This is a genomic window from Paraburkholderia silviterrae (assembly GCF_004353915.1).
Lineage (GTDB): Bacteria > Pseudomonadota > Gammaproteobacteria > Burkholderiales > Burkholderiaceae > Paraburkholderia > Paraburkholderia silviterrae.
Window position 1 is genome coordinate 1 of record NZ_SMRP01000020.1, and the last position, 22308, is coordinate 22308.

Here is a 22308-nt window from a genome sequence, read left to right on the forward strand (position 1 = left end):
GAAGTTGATGCGGTTTGTCTCGTAGTCGTTGGTCGACGTGCCGACATAGTTCAGCACGTCGGTTTCCTTGCCCGCGGGGTTGTAGTCCAGCTCCGAGGTTTCGCCGCCAGTCGCGACATTGAAGTTGATCTGGTCCGTCTCGTAGTTGTTGGTTGCTGTCCCCGAGAAGTACTGAATGTCGGACTTGTGGCCCGTGGCATCAAACTGAATATTCGACGTTTCTATTCCGGTATAGTTAAATAACTCGTCATTGGCTTCTAATCCACCCGAGTTATAAAATACCTCATCAGTCTTTACGCCATTCGTATAGTTCAGCGCATCGACTTCCTTGCCCGTCGAAACGTTAAACTGCTCGTCCTGTGTAATCTGCCCGTTCGACGCCAGAAGGTCGTAGTCAGTCTCCTGCCCCACCGTGTTGAACTTCTCGTCGTACGTTTCGACGCCCGCTGAACTAAATCCAAGATAATCTGTTTCGACACCAGCACCAAACAATTCATCGGCAGTCTTTATGCCCGCCTGTGTAAAGAATAGTTCTGAGCCTGACGTCATCGATATGCTGTCGGTTTGCGTACCATACACGGATATCGTATCGTTCAGACCACCATGTACCGTGTAGCCAGAGCCGCCAGAAAGAGTAAGGGTGTCGCCGCTTCCCGAAAGCTGAACGGTGTCGTTGCCGCCCGTGACTGTAGCACCAAGCCCGCTATTGACCGTAATCGTATCGCCAGATGCGGTGACACTATCGCCGGCGGCAAAGATGCCGATCACATTGCCGCTCCCGTTCACCGCTGTCGAGGAATTCGCGGTGTAGAGATCGAGCAGCGAACCGGTGTTGGGAACGAAGTTGACGATGTCGCCAGTACCATAGACTCCCGTGGTGTCGTTTGCAGTGGCGTTCACAGTGACTCCGTTGCCGTTAATTTCAGCACGGGAGTTGGCACTGAGATTGACCGTGCCGCTCACGCCGCTGGCGAAATTCACATGGTCGTCGTTGGCCGTGGTTGCGTTCTGGCCGTTGCCACCGATTGAAATCATGCTGCCAGAGCCGTTGACGTTCACCGTATCGGCACTACCGTCAATGGTTGCGCTTGCGTTTGCATTGAGGCCAATCTGGAAACCCGAGACATCGGATACGACACCTCGACCACTGATCGTCTCCGTATCTGTAGTCCCGTTCATCGCAAGCACTACGCTGCTTACCTGCGAACCGCTACTGTTTGTCTCAACATACTGGAAGGCATTCCCGCTTAATGGTGTTTCAGTCAGCGAATCACCACTTTGTCCAGGCATGATAATTTCCCAATTGCCACTGGAGTCGTTCAAGTTCAGCAGCATATCCTCATCTAACTGTTGCGGCGTATTCCCGATCCACTTATTGAATCCCGGCAGAAATGTGCTGTTGAACCAGTTTCCCATATCGACCGCTGTACCAACTGCCCCTACAGCCAAAGCGAAATCATTAGCATGCTCCGCGACTTCGCCCATCAAATCGGCGAGGCCGGCATTCTGCAATTGTGTGGCCCACGCACCGACGGTGGTAGCCGCAGTCCCAGCAATGCTGGCAGCGTCACCCGCGATTGAGGAAAGTGCTGCTGTTTGATCGTTGATCCGTCCTTGTTGGGCCGCGTTTTGGTACGCGCTCATCTGATTACGTATGTCGGCCACTCCTGCGATCCCGCTTATGGCAACGGCAAAATTTGGATTATTCCCAAGCGCACCAATCGCACCCGCTAGCGCCCCTGCACTCGCAATCAGCCCTTGCTTCGCAGCAGAATCGTTAGGATTCGCATTGTATTGCTGCGCAGAGTTAACATACGTCACCCACGAATTAAAGAAACCCGCAATGTCCTTTCCGGTTTGCACAACTTCAATTCCAGACATAAATTAATCTCCTTGGTTAGTGCTGAATGCTTCTGGCAATACGAAAACCAAAATTACTCACGCGAGCATCGGCGGGCATCCCACTCCGGCTCGCGGATCGGGCGCTAACAGGAATTCCAGACCAGCTTGTTCCTCTCAAAGTCCTCGACTTACAGGTAGCCTGGTTTATGGAAGTATTGGGAGGAAGGTAATATCCAAAGCTCACGCAATCCCCAACCCATTGCTCTGCATTGCCTAGCATGTCGAACAATCCCCATGGATTCGGCTTGAACGAACCAACCGGCGCGGTATAGATATACCCATCGGTGCAAAGCGCATGATCTATGGTCGGATCAAGAAACCTTGCCGACTCATCACGAGCATTTTCGTATTCACATTGATCTTGCGGGTTGTTGCCCCAGTACGCCGCCGTATCCGTGCCCGCCCTCGCTGCGTATTCCCATTCGGCCTCGGTAGGTAGCCTGTAGGCTATTCCCTTATTCTTTGTCAGCTGGGAATTGAGCCATGCAATATATTTCTGCACGTCATTCCACGACACGCAAACAACAGGATCATTATCTGTCTGCTTGAACCCGGGATTCTGCCAGTCCGCATTCGCATCAGTGATCCAGGTCTTTCCATCGAAAATCTCGCAACCTTTACCCCGAAATCCGGTCTCCCTTGCAAAAATAGCGAACTGCCTCCTGGTCACGTCAAATTCGGCGATAGCAAACGAATTTACGTACTCTTCGTGCCGTGGTATCTCGTCGTTATACATGAAAGAATATTTCTCCTGTCCCACGAATTCATCCTTGGTTGCGCCCATCATGTATTTTCCGGCGGGAAGCACAACCATCTCGGAGCAAACATCGCAGTCCCGGAAATGGCCGAGCCGCACAACTTGATCCGTGCGTCCATCAGCCATCGCGGTAATCGATACCCATGCAAGCGCAGTGAGTGCCAGCTGTTTTCGCATCGACACAACGAAAATACCTATGACTCGAATAAATGAATCTATGGGAGGAATATCACGAAATAGCCTCGCAACATATTTGCGCACACATGACCTCACAATTTTTATATTTGGCAGTTCGCCTCAAATTATCAAATTGCGCCAATATTTATTCTCTTCTTTTTCTCACATTAGCTCGCGCTTCGAATATAGGCGCCCGCCTCCCGAATTAGATGAAATTCCTCTCACCGAACCGTCAATATCATTCAAGCACCACCCCGAATCTATCGCATCGTAGAATTCGGAAGTACTTGCCCGAGATCAAGTAATAAATGGTAATGAAAGGTGCGTGAACATCGCGCCGACGGCGTCCACTGTCGTTTTGCCTTCTATTTTCTTTCGAATTTCAGCAGCAGGGCGCCGCTGTATATTGCCGGGCAGCGCAACATGTAGCCTTGCCCATGTTTCGCGAATCACATAGCCGGGACCATCAGGCCGTTTGTTCTTGCTGAGTTGCGACCCAGTTCTTTTCGAGAGTCATGGGACCAACCGTAGTTCGATGTCGAGTACGGCCACCGGTCGTTCTAGATCCCTGACCTGTCGACGACTTCGTACATTGCCGCACCCCGTGCCGCAAAAAATCGGTCATGCAGTCTTGCGACCTTCGGTGAACCCCGCAGGCTTTCAATCGGCGCGTTGATTCCAACAATCACTGCGACGGATCATCGACGATGCATATGCCGTACGCATTGACCTTGCCCTGAAAAAACCCATTGGGTACTGGCTTCTTCGGTCTCGATTCTCGCAGCGCTTCCTTCGGTCGTGATGTGCTTCGCACTGCAGAGGCACATCGCGGCCGGGCTAACGTTGGGCGCGACGAAAGGCTTAGGAGCGCGAATCAGATGCGTTGTGCGAGCGTCTCTAGAACCGACTGCATCGGTTCGAATGCGGGCGCGCATGCGGCCAGCGCTTCGCGCGGACACCACGGGTACGGAAGCGTTGAAACCCAATCGAGAATTTCCGCACTCCATTGCGCCGGCACCGTGTGCATCGCCTCGATCACGATATGCAGCGCAGCGACGCGCCCCGTATCGCCCACCGCGCGCCATTCGTAACGGCCAAAGCCCACGCGCGCCGCACCGCTGCCTTTCTCCGTCATGCACACGAGCCAGTCGCAGTCGAACGTGGAGCCCTGCTCAGGCGCTGCGCCCAGGCACAGCGTGTAGACATTCTCATAACGCTGCGCGAACTCGCTCACGAGCACGCGCGCGATGGCGTCCGCGCCCTCTGCCTGCGAAGGAAACGCAATTTCGCTGGTTTGAAGCGTCATGACGAGCGTAGCGTCGAGCGTGAAGGCGTCGGCGATCAAGTGCGGACGGTTGCCGTCCTTGGCGCGGATGTATGTTTCGATCGAGCGGGCAAGCGTGGCCATGCAAGGGTCCGTGGGCGGCGTAATGGGTGGGACGGCAGTGGAGACCAAAGGGCAGGACGCCCAGCGATATCCCTACGGGGAGCGTGTACTACCTCGCCGCAATCGTCACCGCCGCCCCCGCCATGGCGATCGCGCTGCTGCGATTCGCGGCACGCACCATGCGGCGGCTCGTGAGCAAGCGCCGCGCGCGCGTGGCGAACAGTGCCCAGACGAGATCGGTGGCGATGAGCACCGCGAGCATCGTGAGCACGAGCTCCGACCAGGCGAGCACGCCTACGCGCGAGAGATCGACCATCGTCGGCAGCAGGGCCATATAGAAAATCATGATCTTCGGGTTTCCAAGCGCGACGGAGAGCCCGGCGATAAACATGCGCACTGGCGAGCGCTTGCCCGGCAGACTGTCCGCCTGCAGCTCGGCGGGCGCAAACCACATCTTCCACGCGAGAAACATCAGATACGCGACGCCCAGAAACTTGAGCACGAGAAACCCAAGCGCAAAGGTATGCGCAAGCGCCGCGAGCCCCGCAACGGCGCAGGTCAGCCAGACCGCCTCGCCAATCCACATGGCAGCGAGGAATGGCAGCACATCGCGAAAGCCGCTGGTCAGCACGCGGGCCACCAGGGCCGCGACACTCGGGCCAGGCATGCCGGCCATCACAAGGAGTGCCAGCGCGAATGCGCTCAGACTGGAAAACGCCATGGAAATCTCCTCTTGCGCGAGCGGCAGCGCCCACACGGGAGAAACAGTTTAACCCGCGCCAATGATTCAGTCTGACGATTACCCGGCACGGCGGCCCGCCCCAATGGACCCGAAAAATCCTGAATCGCCCGCCCAGCCGCCCACGCACTGGCGCCTTCAGCGCAGATAAACCGCCGCCCGAGACGCAAAACCGCAAGCCACCCCGCGCCGCCGTGTAAACTGCTGCCTTTTTGACCTCTTGTGGTATGGTCCATCCCCCGCAACGCACGTCCCTAAGCGGTCCGGCCCTCGTTCGCTTGCTCGCACGCCTCGGCGAGACCGAGGTGCAGGCCTCGCCGCAGCCGCTCGCGGACCGGCTGAGCCAGTGGCTCGGCTGGACCGACGCGATCGCGCTATCGACGGTACTCGCCGCGCCGGCGCCCACCGTGGCGGGCGGCGCGCGCGCGAACGGCGACGACGAGGCGCAACGGTGCCTGAGCCTGCGCTCCGCGCTTTCGAAAGCGATCGCGCTGGACGGCGTGCTCGCGCCGGCGAAAGCACGCCGCGTCGGCGGCGGCTACGGTCACGCGCGCCCGTCGCAACAGCCAGCGCCGGTTCCGGAAGCGCCCGAAGCGGACACCGACTACGCGGTCTTTCGTCAGTGCTACATCGCGCTGCAGCAGAAGATGGAGACCGATATCGTCGACTTGCGCGGCCGTCTGCGCAGCCGGCTCGCGGCGGTGTCGCCCGCCATGGCGAAGCTCGCGACGCTAGACGCCGCCATGGAGCGCTCGCTGGCCGCGCGCGAGCGCAGTCTGCTCGGCACGGTCCCCGGCTTGCTGGGCGCGCATTTCGAGCGTCTGCGCAAGGCGGCCCGTGAAGCTGCGGCCCGCGAAGCGCAGGCTGCAGCCGATAGCGCGCCAGGCGCCGAAAGCGCCGGGCACGCCCAACAGGCCGATGACGCCGCAGCATCGGCCGCCGCGGTATCAGCTGCCGCGGTTGCCGCAACACCGGCCGCTGCGGCAATCGCCACCGTGGTGGCAGCGACCATCGCGCCAAAGGCACCGGCCAGCCTTACCAGCACGGCCGCGCCCGGCGCCTGGCTCGACATGTTCCGCAAAGATGTACAGAGCGTTTTGCTCGCCGAACTGGATGTTCGGTTTCAACCGGTAGAAGGGCTGCTCGCAGCGCTTCGTGCCCGCTAGCGCCTGCTAACCCAAACGCTATGTCCAGACTTCGTATCGATCTCGTTGTTTTCCTCGCCGGTCTTGCAGCAGTGTGCTGGATCGCCGCCGGCTATGCCGGCTCGAATCCGCTCGCGCTGGCCGTCACTGTGCTGATCGGCGCCTGCTATGTGGCCGGCGCGTTCGAGCTGTATCGCTACAACCAGGCCACCGCCACGCTCACGCGTGCCGTGGGCGCGACGCCCCGGCCCGCCGCTTCGCTCGGGGCCTGGCTCGACCCACTGCATCCGAGCCTGCGCAGCGCCGTGCGGGCGCGCGTCGAAGGCGAGCGCGTCGCGCTGCCCGGCCCGTCGCTCACACCGTATCTGGTCGGCCTGCTCGTGCTGCTCGGCATGCTGGGCACGCTGCTCGGCATGGTGACGACGCTGCGCGGCACCGGCGTGGCGCTCGACGGCGCCACCGATCTCGACGGCATCCGCGCCGCGCTCGCTGGTCCGATCCGCGGGCTCGGCTTCGCGTTCGGCACCTCGATCGCGGGCGTGGCCAGCTCGGCCATGCTCGGTTTGCTATCCGCGCTGTGCCGCCGCGAGCGCATCGAGGCCGCCCAGCGCCTCGACGCGCAGATCGGCACCACGCTGCGCCCGTTCTCACACGCACATCAGCGCGAGACGAGCTTCGCGCTGATGCAGCGTCAGGCCGAGGCGATGCCCCAACTGGTCGAGCGCCTCGGGGCGATGATGACGGCCATCGAGCGCCAGGGCGCCGCGCTCGGCGAGCGTCAGCTCGCGAGCCAGCAGGCCTTCCTCGACAGCGCCGAGGCGGCTTATGCTCGCCTCGCGTCGTCGGTGGGCGAATCGCTCAAAGCGAGCGCCGCCGAAAGCGCGCGCGCTGCCGGCGCGGCCTTCGCGCCCGTCGTGGAAGCGACGATGGCGGGCCTCGCGCGCGAAAGCGCGGCCCTGCACGGCACCCTCACGCAAGCCGTGGAGCGCCAGCTCGACGGCCTCGCCTCGGGCTTCGAGGCCAATACCACGCGCGTGGCCGGCATCTGGAACGAGGCCCTTGCGGACCAGCGCCGCTCGGGCGAAGCGCTAGCGCGCGACCTGCAAGGCGCGCTCGAGCGTTTCACCGCGACCTTCGAGGCACGCTCGGCCAATCTGGTCCAGGACGTCGACGCGCGTCTCGCGGCATCGGCTTCCGGTGTCTCGCAGGCGTGGCAGGAAGCGCTCGCGCGCCAGGAGCGCGCCGGCGAAAAGCTCGCGAGCGACAACCAGCAAGCGCTCTCCTCGGCCGCCGCGACTTTCGAGCAGCACTCGGCGGCGCTCCTGCGCGCCGTGAGCGATGCGCAGGCGAATCTGCAGACGCAACTCGTCGCGCGCGACGAGGCGCGCCTCGCGACGTGGAGCGAAACGCTCGGCGCGATGGGCACCACGCTGCGCGACGAATGGCGCACGACCAGCGCGCAGGCGGCGGAGCATCAGCAGGCGGTTTGCGCGACGCTCGCCCAAACCGCAGAAGCCATCGCCGCCCAGACCGAAACGCACGCGAACGGCATGCTCGCCGAAATCTCGCGCGCAGCCGTTTCGGCAACGGCTGCGTGGCAGACGGCAAGCACGCAGGCGGCAGAGCGTCAGCAGGCCGTGTGCGAGACGCTGGCCAAAACCGCGAGCGATATCGCCGCGCACGCCGGCACGCACACGAACAGCACGATCGCCGAAATCACACGCGTGGCCGAGGCCTCGTCGGCGGCATGGCAGGCGGCGAGCACACAGGCTGCCGAACGCCAGCAGATCATCTGCGATGCGCTTTCGAAGACGGCGAACGACATCGGCACGCAGACCGCGGCGCATGCGAGCGGCACCATTGCGGAAATTTCGCGTGCGGCAGAAGTCAATGCAGCGGCATGGCAGGCGGCGAGCACACAGGCTGCCGAACGCCAGCAGACGATCTGCGATGCGCTTGCGAAGACGGCGAACGACATCTCTGCGCAAACCGAGGCGCACGCGAGCGGCACCATCGCCGAAATCGCGCGCGCGGCGCAAGCCAATGCGTCGGCATGGCAAGCGGCAAGTGCACAAGCGGCTGAGCGCCAGCAGGCAATCTGCGATGCGCTCGCGAAGACGGCAAACGACATCGCTGCACAAACCGAAGCCCATGCGAGCGGCACGATCACCGAAATCGCGCGCGCGGCAGAAGCCAACGCAACGGCGTGGCAAGCGGCAAGCGCACAGGCGGCCGAACGTCAGCAGATCATTTGCGACGCGCTAGCGAAAACCGCGAACGACATCGCCACGCAAACCGAAGCGCATGCGAGTGGCACGATTGCTGAAATCGCGCGTGCGGCAGAGGCGAATGCAACGGCATGGCAAGCCGCAAGCACGCAGGCCGCCGAACGCCACCAGGCAACCTGCGACGCGCTCGAAAAAACTGCAAACATCATCGCCACGCAGACCGAAGCCCACGCCAACGGCACCATCGCCGAAATCGCGCGCCTCGTCGATGCCGCATCGGAAGCGCCGCGCGTGGCCGCGGAAGTCGTCGCCGAGCTGCGCCAGAAGCTCTCCGAGAGCATGGTCCAGGATACCGCGATGCTCGAGGAGCGCAGCCGTCTGCTCTCCACCGTCACCACGCTGCTCGACGCCGTGAATCACGCGAGCACGGAGCAGCGCACCGCCATCGACGCGCTCGTGCAGACCTCGGCGGGCCTCATGGAGCGCGTGGGCGCGCGCTTCGACAGCCAGGTCGAGGCCGGCGCGCACACGCTCGAAGGCGCGGCGGCCCAGGTCACGGGCAGCGCCGTCGAAATGGCGAGCCTGGGCGATGCGTTCGGCGCGGCCGTCCAGCACTTCGGCGAATCGAACGACAAGCTCCTGACGCAGCTGCAGCGCATCGAAACCGCGCTCGACAAGTCGCTTTCGCGCAGCGACGACCAGCTCGCCTACTACGTCGCCCAGGCCAAGGAAGTGATCGACCTGAGCCTGCTTTCGCAGAAGCAGATCGTCGAGAACCTGCAGCGTTTCAGCGCTCAAGCGGGAGCTGAGGCCGCATGAACGACGAAATCGACGGCGGCGTAGAGCCCACCGCGCCGGTCTGGGCCGCATTCGGCGACCTGATGGCGGCGCTCTTGGGCGCGTTCGTGCTGATCCTCGTCGGCGTGATCGGCATGCAGCTCGAAGCGTCCACGCGCCTCGCCAACGAGGTCAAGCAGCGGCAAATCGAAACGCAGCGGCGCAAGACGCTCGAGCAGGCGCTGGCCGGGCCGCTCGCGGCCGGCCGCGTGACGCTCGTGAACGGGCGCATCGGCATCAGCGGCAATGTGCTGTTCGCGCTGAACTCCGACCAGCTCCAGCCGCAGGGGCGCGAACTGCTCAAGAGCCTCGCGGGGCCGCTCAGCGCGTATCTGCGCGACCGCGACCAGATCCTGATGGTGAGCGGCTTCGCCGACGACCAGCAGGTCCACGCAGGCAACCGCCGTTTCGCCGACAACTGGGAGCTTTCCGCCGAGCGCGCGCTCACCGTGACGCGCGCGTTCATCGATGCGGGCGTGCCGGCGCAGTCGGTGTTCGCGGCGGCGTTCGGCTCGGAGCAGCCCGTGAGCTCGAACGCCGACGAGACCGGCCGCGCGAAGAATCGCCGCGTGGAAATCGCGGCGGTGCCGCGGCCCGCGAGCAGCGCGCGGGCGCAAACCGGGGCGCACGACGGCCATGAGTGACGGCGCAAGCAACGCGGCTGTGGAAGTGGCCAGTATCGACGACGCGGATGCCGTGCAAAGCGGCGTAGTCTGCGAGGCCGGGAATGCGCACGAGGATCGGCATGAAAGCGAGAACGGCAGCGACAGCGGCAGCGGGAACGACAACGGGAACCACAACGCGAGCGACGTCGGGAGCGACATCGGGAGCGACAGCGATCCCATCAGCGTGACCGTGAGCATGCGCGAGCACGAAGTCACGCGCGCCCGCGCCACGCTCGACGCCTGGCGCGCACAAGGCGCCGACCGGCTCGATCCCGTGCGCTTCGCGCTGATCGACGCATTGGACAAGCGCGCCGGCGCGCATGCCGGCGCGGCGCGGCGTGTGCTCGACGCGCGCATCGATGCGTTGCTCGCGGCCTATGCCAGCGGAGTCGAACGCGCCACGTCGAATGTGCAAACGCAGGCCGAAAGCGCGTCACAGCAAAACGCAAGCGCGCACGGCAGTCTCGCCGCGCAGATCGGCAACGCGGACCATCTCGCCCGCCGCGGACCGCCTGAGGAGCTGCTCGATTATTTCCGCGAAGTCTGGTCGAAGCTGAGCGCGGACCAGCAGGTGCAACAGTCGCTCGATCAAGTGCCGAAGAATGCGGGGCCGCTCAATTCGAGCAGTCTCGTGCACCGCGCGCTCCTGCTCATGCGCGAACTCTCGCCGGGTTATCTGCGCCAGTTCCTCGCGTATGCCGACGCGTTGTCGTGGCTGGAAGACCTGAACGCCGTCACTGCGCCGGCGCCAAAGGAAACGCCGCGCGCGGGCGCGGCGAAGGAAGGCGCGAAGAAGGCAACGCGCAAGCGCTCGCGCTAGAAGCGCCGCACACCCCAATCACGAGGCAGCGCGGGACCGCTTCACACCGCCCGCGCGCCGCGCACGATTTCAGCGATGCGCCTGGGCAAGCGACTCACGCCCGCCACCACCACCGGCCTTGCGCCCCAGCACCAGCGTCACCACGGCGGACACCGCGAGCGTCCCCGCCACCACATACAGGCCCGCGCCATAGCCCCCGGTCGTGTGCTTGAGCCAGCCGATCGCCGAAGGCCCGACGAAGCCGCCCAGGTTGCCGAGCGAGTTGATCATCGCGATCCCCGCGGCGGCGCCCGCGCCCGAGAGGAACGCACTGGGCATCGCCCACAGCGGCGCCTTGGCCGCGCTGATGCCCACATTGGCCAGCACGAGCGCCCCCACGATCGCGGCCGTGCCATTCGCGCCGGCCGCCAGCACGAACCCTGCGCAAGCCAGCAGGCACGGCACCACCACGTGCCACGTACGCTCCTGCGTACGGTCCGAATGGCGCGCCCACACCACCATCGCCACCACCGCCGCCACGCTCGGAATGCCCGTGAGCAGACCCGTCTGGAGCGGGCTGTAGCCGTACTGCCTGACGATCAGCGGCGCCCAGATGCCGAGCGTATAGAGACCCGCCGAGGTGCCGAAGTAGATCAGCGCCAGCGCAAGCACGCGCGGATTGCACAGTGCCGCGAGCACCGCGCCCGTATGGCCGTGCTGTGCACTGCGTGCGCTCGCCTCTTCGTCGAGCTTGGCCGTGAGCCAGGCCTTTTCGTCGTCGGCGAGCCATTTCGCCTTGGCCGGCGCATCGGTCAGAAAGCGCAGCACCGCGAAGCCCAGCACGACAGCCGGAATCGCTTCGAGCACGTAGAGCATCTGCCAGTCGGCGAGACCGAACATCGGCTTCATCTGCATGATCGCGCCCGAGAGCGGCGAGCCGATGGCCGTCGAGATGGGCGCCGCGGCCATGAACCACGCGGCGGCCACGGCGCGCTGGCGCGTGGGGAACCACTGGCTCAAATACAGGATGATGCCGGGAAAGAAGCCCGCTTCCGCCACGCCCAGCAAGAAGCGCAGCGCATAGAAACTCGCAGGACCGCTAACGAATGCCGAAGCCGCGCTCACGATGCCCCACGTGACCATCACGCGCGCGATCCAGACGCGCGCGCCCACGCGATGCAAGATTAAATTAGATGGCACTTCGAACAAAAAGTAGCCGATAAAGAACAGTCCGCCGCCAAGGCCAAACGCCGCCGACGAAAGACCGATGGCCTTGTTCATCGACATCGCGGCAAAGCCGACGTTGACGCGGTCGAGAAAGCTCACGAAATACAGCAGCATCACGAACGGGATGATGCGCCACATGAGTTGCTTCGATACCCGGGTTTCGAGTTCGGAATGCATGTGTCTCCTCCTTGGAGACCGTGCCGTGCGCATGGCGCGGGCCACGGTTTCAAAGCGGCGCGTGCGTGTGTCGTAGTGAATTCGTCTGTATATACACACGCGCCATCTGGTAGCAAATCAAGCAGCAAATCCAGCAGCAATGGCCGATGGCTCAGGCCGCCACGGCCACCTTTTCGATCAGCGCGCACACGGCATCGGTCACCTGCGCCGTGGTGGCCTTGCCGCCCAGGTCGCCCGTGTGCAGCGCCGGGTCGGCCGTCACGCGCTCGATGGCGGCCATCACCTGCTGCGCAGCGGCCTGCTCGCCCAGATGCTCGAGCATCATCACCACCGACCAGAACGTGCCCACGGGATTCGCGAGGCCCTTGCCCATGATGTCGAACGCCGAGCCGTGGATCGGCTCGAACATCGACGGATAGCGGCGCTCGGGGTCGATGTTGCCGGTGGGCGCGATGCCGAGGCTGCCCGCGAGCGCGGCGGCGAGATCGCTCAGGATGTCGGCGTGCAGGTTGGTCGCGACGATGGTGTCGAGCGTGGCGGGCCGGTTCACCATGCGCGCGGTCGCGGCATCCACAAGCTCCTTGTCCCATTTCACGTCCGGGAATTCGGCGGCGATCTGGTTGGCGATCTCGTCCCACATCACCATGGCGTGACGCTGCGCGTTGCTCTTCGTGATGACGGTGAGCAGCTTGCGCGGACGCGACTGCGCAAGACGAAACGCGAAGCGCATGATGCGCTCGACGCCGGCGCGCGTGAGGATCGAGACATCCGTGGCCGCCTCGATCGGGTGGCCCTGGTGCACGCGCCCGCCCACGCCCGCGTATTCGCCCTCGGAGTTTTCGCGCACGATCACCCAGTTCAGGTCGTCCGGGCCGCAGCGCTTGAGCGGCGCGTCGATGCCGGGCAGGATGCGCGTCGGGCGCACGTTCGCGTACTGGTCGAACCCCTGGCAGATCTTCAGGCGCAGGCCCCAAAGCGTGATGTGATCGGGCACGTCGGGGTCGCCCGCCGAGCCGAACAAAATCGCATCCTTGTCGCGGATCTGCGCGAGGCCGTCGGCGGGCATCATCACGCCGTTGGCGCGGTAGTAGTCGGCGCCCCAGTCGAAGTTCTCGAACTCGAAGGCGAACGAGCGGTTCGTGCGCGCGAGCGCCTCCAGCACGGCCTTGCCTGCCGGCACGACCTCCTTGCCGATGCCGTCGCCGGGAATGGTTGCGATGCGATACGTCTTCATGGTGTCCGTCTCCACGTCCTTCGATTGAGTGTGGGACCGACTTTACCGAACCTGAAGTGCCGTAACCGGTGCTAGACTCAAAGCATTCTTAACTTCAATTCACAAGTGCGGATCATGACGGACGCCGTGCATCCGGCCGATCTCTCGTTCTTCTCCACGCTTTCGGCGGCGGGCAGCCTGAGCGCGGCGGCGCGCGAGCTGGGCCTGAGCGCCGCCGCCGTGAGCAAGCGGCTCACGCAAATGGAGCAGCGCGCGGGCGTGCCGCTCGTGAACCGCACCACGCGGCGCATGATGCTCACGCCCGAGGGCGAGCTGTACCTCGAGCGCGCGCGGCGCATTCTCGACGAGATCGAGGAGCTGGCCGAGCTGCTCGGCAGTGCGAAGAAGAGCCCCAAGGGCCTATTGCGCGTGAACGCGACGCTAGGCTTCGGGCGCAGCCACGTGGGCCCGGCCATCTCGCGCTTCGTGGCCAGGTATCCGCAGGTCACCGTGCAATTGCAGCTCTCGGTGGCGCCGCCGCCCCTCACCGACGACAGCTTCGACGTCTGCATCCGCTTCGGCGAGCCGCCCGACACGCGCGTGGTGGCGCGCCGCCTCGCGGCCAACCGGCGCCTGCTGTGCGCGGCGCCCGCGTATCTCGCGCGGCACGGCCAGCCCGCGACGGCGCAGGAGCTTGCGCGGCACAACTGCATCGGCATACGGCAGGGCGACGAAGCCTATGGCGTCTGGCGCCTCACCTCGGGGCGCGGCGCCGCGCGCAAGACCGAGGCGGTGCGCATCAACGGCAATCTCACCACCAACGACGGCGAGATCGCCGTGCGCTGGGCGCTGGAGGGGCACGGCATCCTGATGCGCGCCGAGTGGGACATCGCCGACTATCTGGCCGACGGCCGGCTCGTGCAGGTGCTGCCCGAGTACGAGACGCCCAACGCGGATATCTACGCGGTGTATCTGCAGCGTCATCAGATGTCCACCCGCATTCGCGCGTTCGTCGATTTCCTCGCGCTCGAGCTCAAGGCGCGCAAGGCCTGAGCGGCCCGCCGCGCAGCCGGGCGCCTTTCTTCTGCCGCGCGCCCCGCATGCGCCAGCACTCGCCGGCGAGGCCCCCGCTTTCCGGCGCTGCCCGCCGCCGCGCCTGCCATGCCCATTACGCTCATCCCGCCCGCGGTGCCCGGGCGCGAAACCGCGCAAGCGTCACGCTCACGCGCCATACGGTGCACCCGGGGCGTAGGGCGCGTCGTGCGGATCGCGCATGCTGCGCGCGTACTGCTTGGGCGCCATGCCCGACCAGCGCCGGAACGCGCGAATGAACGCTTTCTCCGACGCATAGCCCACGCTCGTCGCAATCTCGATCAGCCGCCGCCGCGAATCGCGCAGCGCGCCGCTCGCGACATACATGCGGTACGCGGTGAGATGCCCGATCGGCGTTTCTTCGACGAGCTCGACGAAACGCGCGCTAAAGCGCGAGCGCGACATGCCCGCCGTGGCCGCCAGCGATTCGACGGTCCAGTCGCGCTCCGGGTGGCGGTGCAATTGCGCGATCGCACGGCCGATCTGCGGGTCCATCAGGCCGCGCAGCCAGCCCGTGTGGCTGATCGCCGAGGCGAGATGCGCGCGCAGCAACTGCACGAACAGCACGTCGGCAAGGCGCGCCGCCGCGACCGCCCAGCCCGGCTGGCATGCCATCGATTCGCGGATGAAGGCCATCAGCGTATCGGCGAGCCAGGGCCCGACCGCGGGATCGTTGGCGCGCACATGAATGAGCGGCGGCAGCACCGAGAACAGCGGATTGCGCACCGCCTCGCGGTAAAACACGATGCCCGTATAAAGGTCGCAGACCTCGCCGCCGCCGCCCGCCGTGAGCCGCAAGGGCGTGTCGAAGCTCGGGCGGATGCCCTCGCGCGCGACGAGATCGTCGAAGGGCACCGGCGCGACGCCGGGCGCCGAGGCGAGCACGTGCTCGTGCCCGTGCGGCAGCAGCACGAAGTCGCCCGCCTCGACGCGCAGCGGCTCCATGCCTTCCACCACGATGGTGTAAGGGCCGCCGAAAGCGGTCCTGAACGCCGCGCCCTCGACCGCCGGCTTCACGAACGCCCACGGCGCCGCGAGCGAGAAGTGCCCGGTCACCACGGCGTCGGCGCGCAGATCCGCCAGCGCGGCGCTCAACAGGTCTGTCGCCATCTGCTCCTCTCCGTTCCCCTTCGGGTGTTTCTATCCGCACGCGGCGTGCGGTGCTCAGCGCGCCCAGCGTCAGAAACGCTGCTGGATGCCCATCATCGCGCCAAACTGGTTCGCGCCGGGTGTGACCGTGCCGGCGGCGGCCACGGCATTCGCCGCGAGCGCGCTGTTCATCATGTAACCGAGCGAAGCATAAAGCGTCGTGCGCTTCGAGATGAAATAGTTTGCGCGCCCGACCAGCAGCGTCGAATTCGAATGATCGCGCAAGATGTAGCGCAACGCTTGCGCGTCGAGCGCGAACATGGGCGTCACGTAGTACTCCGCGCCGAGGAAGAAGATGTCCGACTGGGCGTGTTCCGCCGCCGCGGTGTTGCGGCGAATCCAGCCGCCGCCCACTTTGGCCGCGCCGAATTTCACATAGGCGTCGACGATCGCGCGCTTGTCGGTGTCGGCGCTGCTCACGAGCGGCGCCGAGGCGCCCGGCCCGCCATACATCACGTCGTACGAGGCCGCCGCGCCGCCCCATGCGTTGTCGTAGGCGAGCATCATCGTGTACTGGCGGCAGGCTACGGCGTCGCCGGGAAGCTGCCCGGCGCAGTTGGTTGCCGAAGGCCCGGCCGGGCCCGCCGCATCGCGCCCGAAGCTATAGGTGCCGCCAACCGTCACGCCGTGGAATTTGCCGAGGTAGCCCACGGCGTTGTCGCTGCGCGCGTTCGGCAGATAGCTGTCGAAGCTCGCCATCGAATGAATCGACGGGCCGATCACGTCCGCGTTGAACAGCACGTACATCGACATGTTCATCTGGCGGCCGAGCGTGAGCGTGCCGTAGTCGCTCGTCACGCCCATGTTCGCCTGGCGCCCGAACAGGCGGCCGCCGTAATTGAGCGCGCCGCTATTGGGCGCGAAGCCGTTTTCCAGCACGAAGAAGGCCTTGTAGCCGCCGCCCAGATCCTCCTGGCCACGCAGGCCGAAGCGCGACGGCACCTCGCCCGTGAGCGAGGGCATGCCCACGAACGAGCCGCCCTTCGCCGCGTTGTTGTAGTACTCGATGCCCGTGTCGACGATGCCATAGAGCGCGACGCTGCTTTGTCCCCAGGCGAGCGCCGACGTGCCGGCGAGCAATACTGCTGCAATCCTCTTTTTCATGACGTGTCTCCTATATTTATCAGTAATGCTTATTGGTATGTGTGCGTGCCTGGCCACTTGCGCGGCCCGGCTTCAGCGGCGCGCGGCCGCTCCCGTCATTCGGTCCTGGTGCCCGCAAGAATCCATTGCACGACGGCTTGCGCGTCGCCCGGGCTGATTGCGTTGGGCGGCATCGGCACGGCGCCCCACGTGCCCGAGCTGCCGTTCTGGATATGCGCAACAAGCGTGGCCGCGGCACCCGGCTGGCCCGCGTAGCGCGCGGCCACGTCGCGCCAGGCCGGGCCCACGAGTTTCTTGTCCACCGCGTGACAACCGAAGCACGCGTGCTGCGTGGCGATCTGGCGGGCGCGGGCCGCATCGACTGGCGGCTCCGCGCGTGCACTGGCGGCAAGCAACGCACTCGCGAGTGAGATGATTAAATAAGGAATCCGTATCATGATGGAAGGTGTTTTGTGATGAAAATTCAGTTCGATGCTCAAGCCAGCGCTTGTTCGAGCGGCATGGTCCGCAGACGCGTGCCGCTCGCCTCGAACAACGCGGCGGCCACGGCGGGCGCCACGGGCGGCAGCACCACCTCGCCGCAGCCTTGCGGCGTGCGGTCGCTCTCGACGATCTCGACTTCGATCTTCGGCATCTGCGAGAGGTACAGAAGCGGGTAGTCGGAGAAGTTCTCCTGCACCACCGCGCCGTCCTTGAAGGTGATTTCGCTCTTGAAGGTATTGGTGAGGGCAAAGCCAATGCCGCCCTCCACCATCTCGCGGACCAGCATGGGGTTGATCGCCTGGCCGCAGTCGATGCCGCACACCACACGTTCGAGCTTCGCCTTGCCGCCCACCATGCGCAGCTCGGCCACGATCGCGACATAAGTCGTGAATGCGCCGCCGCGGCCCGTGTAGAGACTGTATGCGAGCCCGCGATACACACCCGGCGCGGGCCTGCGCGCCCAGTTCGCCCTGGCCGCCGTGCGCTCGAGCACGCGCAGCGCGAGCGGGTCGTCGCGCAGCAGCGTGCGCCGATACTCGAGCGGATCGATACGCGCGGCGTGCGCGAGCTCGTTCACGAAGCTCTCGAGGAAGAAAATGCTGGACGTGCTCCCCACACTGCGCATGAAGCTCACGGGAATATGCTGGTCGACGCTCACCGAATCGACGAGCAAATTCGGCACCGCATAGCCAAGGTCGTACAGACCGTCGAGCATGGTCTCGTCCCAGCCGCCCGCCTTTTCGAAGTAGTCGCGCTTGATCGACCAGTACAACGACTGCCCCACCACGCGCAAATGCATCGCGCTCGGGTAGCCGTCGGCGCCGAGCACGGCGCGCATGCGCGCGGAAGCGCCGGGACGGTAGAAGCCGTGGCGGATATCGTCCTCGCGCGAGCGGATCACCTTCACCGGGCGGCCCACGGCCTTCGAGGCAACGGCCGCGTGAATCACGAAATCGGGCACGTACTTGCGTCCGAAGCTGCCTCCCAGAAAGGTTGTATTCACAATCACTTTCTCTGGCGGCAGTTTGAAGATGGCGCCGAGCGTCCAGCGCACCTTGTCCTGGCCTTGAATCGGGCCCCACACCTCGATCTCGTGTTCGCGCACGTGCACGGTCGCGTTCACGGGCTCCATCGTCGCGTGGACAATGTACGGCGTGTGGTAGTCGGCTTCGATCACCTTTGCGCCGGTGGGCGCGTCGTGCGTGCGCTGCGAGCCCGGCCCGCTACCGTCGGCGGCTTCGAACTGCGCCGGCGCGTCGCCGATGCGCGTGGCCGCCACCGCATGTACCGCCATCAGCGCGGCCTTGCGTTGCGCGAGAATCGCTGCGCTGTCCGCCGGGGGGCCGCTGTCTTCCCATTGCACGTCGAGCGCGTCGCACGCCTGCTTCGCCTGCCACCAGGTGTTCGCCACCACGATCACGGCGTCTTTTGCCGGCACCACCTCGACCACGCCCGGCAATGCACGCACCGTGTCGCGGTTGCGCACGGCCACGGGCTTGCCGTTGAGCGTGGGCGCCATTTTCACGGCGCCCGCGAGCATGCCGGGCACCTTCACGTCGATGCCGAACACGGCGCTGCCATTCACCTTCGCGGGCGCGTCGAGCTTGTGCAGCGGCTGGCCGATGAGCGTGCGCGCCGACTGCGCCTTCAGGCGCGGCTGCGGATCGAGCGGCAATTGCGCCGCGTCCGCGAGCAGTTCGCCATATCCCAGCGAGCGCCCCGTTTGCAGATGGATCACGCGGCCGCTCTTTGTCGCGCACTGTGTGGGCCGCACGCCCAGGCGCCGCGCGCCGGCCGCGAGAAACGCCTCGCGCGCCTGCGCGCCCGCAATGCGCAGGCGCTGCTGGAACATGGTGACCGACATCGAAGCGCCGACGAATTGCTGCGGATGCTCGTTCGCCGCCGCAATGCGATAGGCGTCGCGCCCCGTGACGAATTCCACGCTCACGCGGCGCCAGTCGGCGTCCATCTCGTCGGCCAGCAATTGCGGCAGGCCGGTGTAGACGCCCTGACCGACTTCGGCCTGCGAAAGACCGATGATCGTGCGGCCATCGGGATCGACGCGGACCCAGTCGTTGATCTCGCGAAAGCGCGTGCCGTCCTCGGCGGCCTCCACGTAGTCGCTGAACGCGAGCGGCAGCACGAGGCTGCCCGCGATCGCGAGACCGGTCTTGAGGAAGGCGCGGCGGCTCTCGCGTTGCGGTGCGCGCGCGTTTGCACCACGCGCACCTTGCACACCATATGCGCCATCGGCGTGGCGCATGCGCTCAGGCGTTCGCTGCGACATGGATGGCCTCGCGAATACGGTGATAGGTCGCGCAGCGGCACAGGTTCGTTACGCCCTGGTCGATTTGCGCGTCGGTGGGGTGCGGGTGCTGCTTGAGCAGCGCGGCCACGGCCATCACCATGCCCGACTGGCAATAGCCGCATTGCGGCACGTCCTGCCGGATCCACGCCTGCTGCACCGGATGCGATGCATCGGGCGCGAGCCCTTCGATGGTGGTGATGGTGCGCCCCGCGACCGCCGAGACCGGCAGCACGCACGAGCGCGTGGCCTCGCCTTCGAGGTGCACGGTACAGGCGCCGCACGCGCCGATGCCGCAGCCGTACTTGGTGCCGCTCAGTCCCGCGGCTTCGCGGATCACCCACAGCAGCGGCGTGTCCGGATCGCCGTCGAACTCGAATGGCTGGCCGTTCAGTGTGAATTGCATGCGCTTGTCTCCCCAGAAGTCGCCGTTTGCTGCCGCCTGTAAAGCGGTTGGCGATGAGTGAGATTCTTGGGGCGGACAAAATGTCCGGCAATGGCGCGACGGCCCAATAAAGTTGCCGATCGTCTCTTTCGATCAGCTTCGAGCGCGATGCCCGAAAATTACAGGTTTCCCCCAATGTCCTTGAATATCGGGCCATTTCACCTTTTTATGTGGATGAATCGCCGCGCCACAGGATTCAAATGCGAGTTGGCGTTTCATCCATGGAATATCGGCGGGATATTCGGCGACTTTCAATGGCAGCCACTGCTCGCGTTATCTGCGGTCACTGCTAGCGGAAACCGCGACCGTCAACAACCGCTCCACCAGAAAGTCGACGAAAGCGCGCACGCGCGACGTCAGATAGCGCGCATGCGGGTAGAGCAGGATGAACGGCCGCGTGCGGCGCCCCGCATCTTGCAACACCTCAACGAGCCTGCCTTCGCGCAGGTCGCCCTCCACCACGAAGCGATACGTCTGAAAAAGGCCCGCGCCGGCTCGCGCGAGCGTGACGCCGGCCAGCGCGTCGCCGGATGTCCCGTAACTGCCGTTCGTCAGCACGTCGCCATTTTCTGGCGAGCCCTCGAAGGTCCATGCGAGATTGCGCCCACTGCTCGGCAGTTCGAACTGTATGCATTCGTGGGCCTGCAGGTCCGCCACGGTCTTGGGCACGCCCGCTCGCTTGAGGTAGCCAGGCGTCGCCACGACCACCAGCTCCGCATCTTCGAGCTTGCGCGCTACCAGACTGGAGTCGGCCGGCGCTCGCCCGCGTATCGCGAGATCGAAACCTTCGTCGGCAAAGTCGATGTTGCGGTTGCTCAGATGCGCCTCGACCTGGACCTGCGCATAGCGCTCGCGAAACGCGGGCAGCAGCGGCAGCACGCGATAGTGTCCATACGGAGTCGGCATGCTGATACGCAGCACGCCGGCGGGCGTGCTCTGCTCGCCCGTCACTTCGCGTTCGGCATCCACGAGCTGCGACAGGGCCTGGCGGCATTGCTCGAAGTAGCGCCGCCCGGGATCGGTGAGCCGAATCTGGCGCGTCGTGCGCACGAAGAGCCGTACGCCGAGCCGCTCTTCGAGCCGCGCCACGGAACGGCTCACCGCGGCGGGCGTCACACTCGCCGCGTTGGCCGCCAGCGTGAAGCTGCCCAGCTCCGCTGCGAGGCAGAACAGTTCAATGCTGCCTAGCAACAGATCGTCGAATTTGCGTTGCATGCTCGTTTGCCCGCGTTTTCCAGTCCCGCGCTTCTAACCTGCCAGCCACGGTTTCGCGAGGTGATGAAACATCGGCCTGCGCCTGAGCCGCGCGGGCCGATGTTCATGTGCCCGCTCAGCCCCAGACGGATTGCAAGGACTGCAAGCGTTCGATGCTCTCACGCGTCTCGCGCTCCAGTTGCGCCATCAGTTCTGCGGCAGGCAGCGACCGCGCGAGCGGCGCAGCCTGGCCCGCCCATTGTGCGCCGTAGCCGAACTCGCCCGCGGCCTTCGCGGCCGCATTGAGCGCCTTGCCCGCGTCGTAGGTGATTGGATAGGACGGCGTGCGCGGTGCCTGCGGGTCCTCGCCGAGCGTGGTGAAGCGATTGACGATGCTGCGTGCGGGGCGCCCCGAAATGGCCGAGGTGAACGTCGTATGGCGCGCCGCATCGCTGAGCAACGCGCGGCGATAGCCCTCGTCGATCGAAGTTTCGGGGCAGGCGACGAACGCTGTGCCCAGTTGCGCCGCCTGTGCGCCGAGCGCGAGCGCCGCCGCAATGCCCGCGCCATCCATGATGCCGCCAGCCGCGATCACGGGCACGTCGAATTCGCTCACCAGCACTCGCGTGAGGGCGAACGTGCCCAGGCGCTCGTCGCGCGCTGCCGTGTCGAACACGCCGCGATGGCCGCCCGCCTCGACGCCCTGAGCGACGATGGCATCCACACCCGCCTTGACGGCCGCAGCCGCTTCCTCGCGATTCGTTGCGCTCGCAACCAAACGGATGCCCGCGTGCTTGAGGCCGGCGATCACCGCGTCGGGAGGCAAGCCGAAATGGAAGCTGACCACGGCGGGCTTCTCTTCCAGCAGCATGGCCTGCATTGCCTTGTCCACGACGAAGCTCGTGTAAATCTCCGAGAGCGACTGCGGCGGCGTCGCGCCGTATTGCCGGAAGACCGGCTCGAGCCAGTCGAGCCACGCGCGCTCGACGGCCGCGTCGGACGTGGCCGGGCGGTGGCAGAACACATTGACGTTGAACGGCCTCGCCGTGAGCTCGCGCGTCTGGTGGATCGCCTTGCGTGCGTTCTCCGCGTTCATCGCCGCAATACCAAGCGAACCGAGCCCGCCCGCGTTCGAAACGGCGGCGGCCAGCGCCGGCGTCGTGACGCCCGCCATGGGCGCCTGAATGATCGGTTTCTGTATGCCGAGCGCGCGCAGCAACGTCCGCTCGCCTGCTTGAGTGCTCATGGTGCTTTACCTCCAGATGCGTTCCAGTTTCCGTGTG

Annotated in this window: 18 protein-coding genes and 1 pseudogene; 6 read left to right on the forward strand and 13 right to left on the reverse strand. The window is 65.1% G+C overall.

The window, feature by feature from the left end:
- Both EYW47_RS29070 and EYW47_RS29075 read right to left on the reverse strand, forming a co-directional pair.
- A partial coding sequence (locus tag EYW47_RS29070; RefSeq protein WP_133198296.1) for a hypothetical protein occupies window positions 1–1881 on the reverse strand: 1881 nt, incomplete at its 3' end.
- A gap of 16 nt (window positions 1882–1897) precedes the next feature.
- The gene (locus tag EYW47_RS29075) at window positions 1898–2836 is read right to left on the reverse strand and encodes a formylglycine-generating enzyme family protein (RefSeq protein WP_133198297.1); all 939 of its coding nucleotides are present in this window, start codon (window positions 2834–2836) and stop codon (window positions 1898–1900) included.
- Between the two features lie 744 nt (window positions 2837–3580).
- Between EYW47_RS29075 and EYW47_RS42140 the strand changes: the two are divergent.
- Window positions 3581–3697, forward strand: a pseudogene (locus EYW47_RS42140) (carbohydrate ABC transporter permease); the annotation flags it as partial.
- Window positions 3698–3710: 13 nt separating this feature from the next.
- Here the strand turns inward: EYW47_RS42140 and EYW47_RS29080 are convergent.
- Both EYW47_RS29080 and EYW47_RS29085 read right to left on the reverse strand, forming a co-directional pair.
- The gene (locus EYW47_RS29080; RefSeq protein WP_133198298.1) at window positions 3711–4244 is read right to left on the reverse strand and encodes a hypothetical protein; all 534 of its coding nucleotides are present in this window, start codon (window positions 4242–4244) and stop codon (window positions 3711–3713) included.
- Between the two features lie 88 nt (window positions 4245–4332).
- Window positions 4333–4944: a LysE family translocator gene (locus tag EYW47_RS29085; protein WP_133198299.1), complete on the reverse strand. Its 612-nt coding sequence runs from the start codon at window positions 4942–4944 to the stop codon at window positions 4333–4335.
- A gap of 245 nt (window positions 4945–5189) precedes the next feature.
- On the opposite strand from EYW47_RS29085, the gene EYW47_RS29090 reads away from it, so the two are divergent.
- The 4 genes from EYW47_RS29090 (at window position 5190) to EYW47_RS29105 (ending at window position 10657) form a co-directional block, all read left to right on the forward strand.
- On the forward strand, window positions 5190–6128 hold the full coding sequence (locus EYW47_RS29090) for a DUF3348 domain-containing protein (protein ID WP_133198300.1): 939 nt from the start codon (window positions 5190–5192) through the stop codon (window positions 6126–6128).
- 20 nt (window positions 6129–6148) lie between these two features.
- On the forward strand, window positions 6149–9154 hold the full coding sequence (locus EYW47_RS29095) for a DUF802 domain-containing protein (RefSeq protein ID WP_133198301.1): 3006 nt from the start codon (window positions 6149–6151) through the stop codon (window positions 9152–9154).
- Entirely contained in the window at window positions 9151–9816 is a 666-nt protein-coding gene (locus EYW47_RS29100; protein ID WP_133198302.1) for an OmpA family protein, read from the forward strand. The genes EYW47_RS29095 and EYW47_RS29100 overlap by 4 nt, the downstream gene beginning before the upstream one ends.
- 217 nt (window positions 9817–10033) lie before the next feature.
- Entirely contained in the window at window positions 10034–10657 is a 624-nt protein-coding gene (locus tag EYW47_RS29105; RefSeq protein ID WP_133198410.1) for a DUF2894 domain-containing protein, read from the forward strand.
- A 69-nt stretch (window positions 10658–10726) separates the two neighbouring features.
- On the opposite strand, the gene EYW47_RS29110 is transcribed toward EYW47_RS29105, so the two are convergent.
- Together EYW47_RS29110 and EYW47_RS29115 are read right to left on the reverse strand one after the other, a co-directional pair.
- A complete protein-coding gene (locus EYW47_RS29110; protein WP_133198303.1) occupies window positions 10727–12040 on the reverse strand; it encodes an MFS transporter in 1314 nt (437 codons plus the stop codon).
- A gap of 151 nt (window positions 12041–12191) precedes the next feature.
- Complete coding sequence (locus EYW47_RS29115; protein WP_133198304.1) at window positions 12192–13274, reverse strand: tartrate dehydrogenase; 1083 nt, start codon at window positions 13272–13274, stop codon at window positions 12192–12194.
- Window positions 13275–13388: 114 nt separating this feature from the next.
- On the opposite strand from EYW47_RS29115, the gene EYW47_RS29120 reads away from it, so the two are divergent.
- Window positions 13389–14306, forward strand: a complete 918-nt coding sequence (locus EYW47_RS29120) for a LysR substrate-binding domain-containing protein (RefSeq protein ID WP_133198305.1) — start codon at window positions 13389–13391, stop codon at window positions 14304–14306.
- Window positions 14307–14474: 168 nt separating this feature from the next.
- Here EYW47_RS29120 and EYW47_RS29125 read toward each other — a convergent pair whose 3' ends face one another.
- The 7 genes from EYW47_RS29125 to EYW47_RS29155 all read right to left on the reverse strand — a co-directional run bounded on the left by EYW47_RS29125 (window position 14475) and on the right by EYW47_RS29155 (window position 22271).
- The gene (locus EYW47_RS29125) at window positions 14475–15455 is read right to left on the reverse strand and encodes an AraC family transcriptional regulator (protein WP_133198306.1); all 981 of its coding nucleotides are present in this window, start codon (window positions 15453–15455) and stop codon (window positions 14475–14477) included.
- Between the two features lie 69 nt (window positions 15456–15524).
- Window positions 15525–16598, reverse strand: a complete 1074-nt coding sequence (locus tag EYW47_RS29130; RefSeq protein ID WP_133198307.1) for a porin — start codon at window positions 16596–16598, stop codon at window positions 15525–15527.
- A 95-nt stretch (window positions 16599–16693) separates the two neighbouring features.
- Entirely contained in the window at window positions 16694–17035 is a 342-nt protein-coding gene (locus tag EYW47_RS29135) for a c-type cytochrome (RefSeq protein WP_133198411.1), read from the reverse strand.
- A 38-nt stretch (window positions 17036–17073) separates the two neighbouring features.
- Complete coding sequence (locus EYW47_RS29140; RefSeq protein ID WP_133198308.1) at window positions 17074–19368, reverse strand: xanthine dehydrogenase family protein molybdopterin-binding subunit; 2295 nt, start codon at window positions 19366–19368, stop codon at window positions 17074–17076.
- The gene (locus EYW47_RS29145; RefSeq protein WP_133198309.1) at window positions 19349–19792 is read right to left on the reverse strand and encodes a (2Fe-2S)-binding protein; all 444 of its coding nucleotides are present in this window, start codon (window positions 19790–19792) and stop codon (window positions 19349–19351) included. The genes EYW47_RS29140 and EYW47_RS29145 overlap by 20 nt, the downstream gene beginning before the upstream one ends.
- 312 nt (window positions 19793–20104) lie before the next feature.
- Window positions 20105–21046 (reverse strand): LysR family transcriptional regulator, encoded by a 942-nt coding sequence (locus EYW47_RS29150; protein WP_133198310.1) that lies wholly within the window; start codon window positions 21044–21046, stop codon window positions 20105–20107.
- A 115-nt stretch (window positions 21047–21161) separates the two neighbouring features.
- On the reverse strand, window positions 21162–22271 hold the full coding sequence (locus tag EYW47_RS29155) for an NAD(P)H-dependent flavin oxidoreductase (protein WP_133198311.1): 1110 nt from the start codon (window positions 22269–22271) through the stop codon (window positions 21162–21164).
- Window positions 22272–22308 lie beyond the last annotated feature (37 nt).